Genomic DNA, 3,298 nt, shown 5'->3' with positions numbered 1-3,298 from the left:
GTGGTACCCCAATACGAGGTTTTAGGATGATTTCTCAAGATCGACAAGTCGCGGCAGCAGACCGCGAGGATAGGCGCATCTCCTCCCCTCTGATAATCTGCCGTGGCCACGGTAGCCAACTATCCCGTTTTCATTTGGAGTTTTCATGTCACTGACCAAGAGTAAAACCTCGGCCAAGCGAAAAAAAGCCGAGCCGCGCCACGAGAGTCCGGCCCTTGCCTATTTTCATCGCCAGTGGCAGGCCATCGAAAAGCTGCAGGCCAAGCTGGCCAAACAGGAGCAAGAGGGGGCGGATATCTATCAGCGCTTTGTCAGCGACATTGAGCCTCTGGAGCGTGAGCAGTGTGGGCTGATTTTTCAGCTTTGCCAGCGGCTGGCCGGTTTCACCGCCCGCAAAAGTTTTACCCAGTGGCAGCGCGAGATGCTCCATGGCTGGATTGATGAATTGATAGGGTATCTTGAATCCAACCCGTTTCGGGGGGAGCTGGATCTGGAGTCACTCTATATGGCGGTGCAAGCGGGCAGCGTCAGCCAGCTCGATGATGATCAGCTCGAGGCGAGCTGCGATTTTATCACTGACATGCTGCAAGAGGCGTTTGGCGAGAGCCCCGATGATATCGAGCTGCTGCGCGAGATGGTCAGAAATCCCGAGAAGCTGCGCGACTATATGCAAGCCCAGGCCCAAAAACAGGGCGGTGATGAGCATGAGTGGGACGACGACGCGCCGGACTGTGGCGATGACCCCTTTGCCAATGACGAGGCTTTCGCACGTTGGCAGGATCATCATGACATGGCCGATCCGGATGAGGTTGCCAGGGTTGAGCAACTGCTCGATAACTCAAGCCTTAAGCAGCTCTATCGCAAGCTGGCTATGACGCTGCACCCGGATCGGGAGCAAGACCCGGTCAAGCGTGAAGAGAAGAGCCGCCTGATGGGCGAGCTCAGCCATGCGTGGGAAACGCGGGATATGTTTACTCTGTTGCACCTGGCTCACACCCATCTGCCCGAGGCAGACAAGCTGCTGAGTGAAGAGAATCTGGTGGCCATCAATCCGGCGCTCTGGCAGAAAAAACGTGAGCTCGAGATCTGCTTTTATAGTGGCCCGGAGGGAGTGCAAGGGGTTATCTTGCACAAGTTTAAACAGCGCTCGAAGAAGAAGACCGATCTCGCGTTCGAGGAGCATCAGCACTATCTACAGCGGGATATCAAGCAGTTGCATGGACAACTGGCGACCATCACCACCCTTGCAACCCTCAAACCCTATCTGGCCGAGCGCTGGGACGCACGTCAGCACGCCATCTGGGATGAAGAGCCGGACTTTGATGAGATCTTCTTTCGATAACACTTTTTTCGAAAACACATTTTTTGAAAACACCTATTTCGAAAACAAGAGAGAGCCAATGGCTCTCTCTTGTTTTGGGTAGCTTGAAGGATGTCGTGGCAATGAGACATCCAGATGAGTGCTATCGAGGCGCTGGACAGCCAAGGGCGCATGGAACACCAGCACAAGCTGACTGACCGAGTGAAAGGTGTTAGCGCCTTATTTATTCTCGGCCTGATACTGCACACCGCTCGCCGACATGGTAATGGCCGGTAGCTTTTGACGAACCGCCTCCCAAAAGCTGCTCTTGCGTTTGTGCTGCTGATAAAGCTGATTCAGATACTCCTGTGGCGAACAGAGAGGTCTCTCTCCATCCTCTTGTTCTACCTTTAAGGCCGCCTGATAATCCAGGCTCTTTTTCAGATCCGAGGCTGCCCCCGTGTAGTAGGTGCTCTTGCCCTGATTAACGACATTGGCCACCAATTGACGACGTAGCCGCACTGCCACCACGATAAATCCCTGCTGATAGAGGCGGCTCGACCAGGTTCGTACGGTTGAACCAGCAAGGAGTGAGAGATCCTCCTGCAAGTCTGCATCTGTACATTGCTCAAGCCGTTGTGCCAGTTGTGGCCATGCATCAACCTCCTCCAACAGCAACAAGACCTCGCGTAGCCCCCATGATTCGGCAATGGCAACAAACTGGCCTAATGCTACTTCTCTAGGCTCATCTCCACTTTGGCAATAACTCGCAAAAAACGAGTTTGCCCGTGTGCTAGCAAACGCGCGTAATGCCTGAGCATGAGCGTCAGCTCGGCGTCCCTCTTCCAGATAGGCCCGGATCAACACTTGATGCCACAGGTTCAATTGGCGGTGGCGCTGCAACAGAGCCGAGTCCATTGCCTCTAATACCGCGATGGCTTGATCGGCGCGTAATTCGTCGGTCAGCAGTCTGGCATAGTCAATCTGCTGACGGGGGTGGCTAAAGAGACCAGCCTGTTGCACCGAGTCAAAGAATGCAATATCACGCAACTCAAAGCTCAACCCCAACGCCTCTGGCAATAGACCTGCCGCCGCATAGTTATCGCGCAAGGCTCGCATCACTGGGGAGCCGAGCACATCACGGTAATCAAACAGGCAAGTAATGCTGATCGATGGATCAATGTCTGACAATCCGTCACGTAATCGACGAGCCAGCACCTCTGGGGGGACAGACTCTCGTTGAGCAGCGATCGCCATCAACCACTGTTCGACCAGCGCAAGATGGTAGTCCTCCCAGCTGCCACTGGATGTATCCATCTTTTCATACAAGGCTCTGGCATTCGCCAGCAACTCGAGGGCGAAGAGTTCTCCCTCCCTTGGAGAGGCGACGATCCCCTTGGCCAGCAACGGAATAAACTGATTTTGCAAGGTATCGAAGAAGGCATCCACCTCCTTATAATCCCAGGAAGGGGGGCGACGAGTGAGCTTGCTATACTCTTTTTTTGCCAATGCCAATAAGGCATCCTCAGCAGTAAGGTACTGGTTAATCAGGTGCTTTTTTGCGAGGGGAAGATGCGTTGCCAGGTCAAGCACGATAGCCAACAGCTCGGCTTGGCTTTTGCTTTCCAGTTTACTCAATTGCGCTTTGGTTAATATTCGTGCCATCAGCTGAACTACCCATTATCAGGTCTATCTAATCGAACATTGTGCCTGAGACCGATATAGATGCCTATCCATTGGAGCGACATCCCCCGGATGACAGAGACCATAAAGAACACATGGTTAAGAAACCATGTCTACGTCGCTGGAGGCGCTCAGCAATGAACACCTGCAAGAGCAAGCCACCAAGGCCCGATTTGCTGCTCGTATCCTTCATGCCCACTTTCTGGCACAACGTAGCGAACACCAGTGGTGGTACCCATCAAGATTGGCCGCAACGAGCCGTGTCCCTTTGGCTGCGGCTAGAAGTACAAGCAGTGCTGTTTGCACTGACCAACA

2 protein-coding genes are annotated in these 3,298 nt (G+C 53.6%); one reads left to right on the top strand and one right to left on the bottom strand.

Annotated elements, in window-relative coordinates; genetic code table 11:
- The first annotated feature begins 145 nt into the window (after positions 1-145).
- The gene (locus C3418_RS23145) at positions 146-1,342 is read left to right on the top strand and encodes a J domain-containing protein (RefSeq protein WP_103859359.1); all 1,197 of its coding nucleotides are present in this window, start codon (positions 146-148) and stop codon (positions 1,340-1,342) included.
- Positions 1,343-1,540: 198 nt separating this feature from the next.
- Here C3418_RS23145 and C3418_RS23140 read toward each other — a convergent pair whose 3' ends face one another.
- Positions 1,541-2,965: a hypothetical protein gene (locus tag C3418_RS23140; protein ID WP_042649080.1), complete on the bottom strand. Its 1,425-nt coding sequence runs from the start codon at positions 2,963-2,965 to the stop codon at positions 1,541-1,543.
- Positions 2,966-3,298 lie beyond the last annotated feature (333 nt).

Origin of the sequence: Aeromonas sp. ASNIH8 (assembly GCF_002919855.1) — a bacterium.
Lineage (GTDB): Bacteria > Pseudomonadota > Gammaproteobacteria > Enterobacterales > Aeromonadaceae > Aeromonas > Aeromonas caviae.
Note: the sequence above shows the minus strand (reverse complement) of the source record. Positions and strands in the feature narration are given on the sequence as shown.

What these genes read in the sequence shown, in the direction of transcription:
- C3418_RS23145 (WP_103859359.1), top strand. Translation starts at nt 146, where the DNA reads ATGTCACTGACCAAGAGTAAAACCTCGGCCAAGCGAAAAAAAGCCGAG.
- C3418_RS23140 (WP_042649080.1), bottom strand. Translation starts at nt 2,965, where the DNA reads ATGGCACGAATATTAACCAAAGCGCAATTGAGTAAACTGGAAAGCAAA.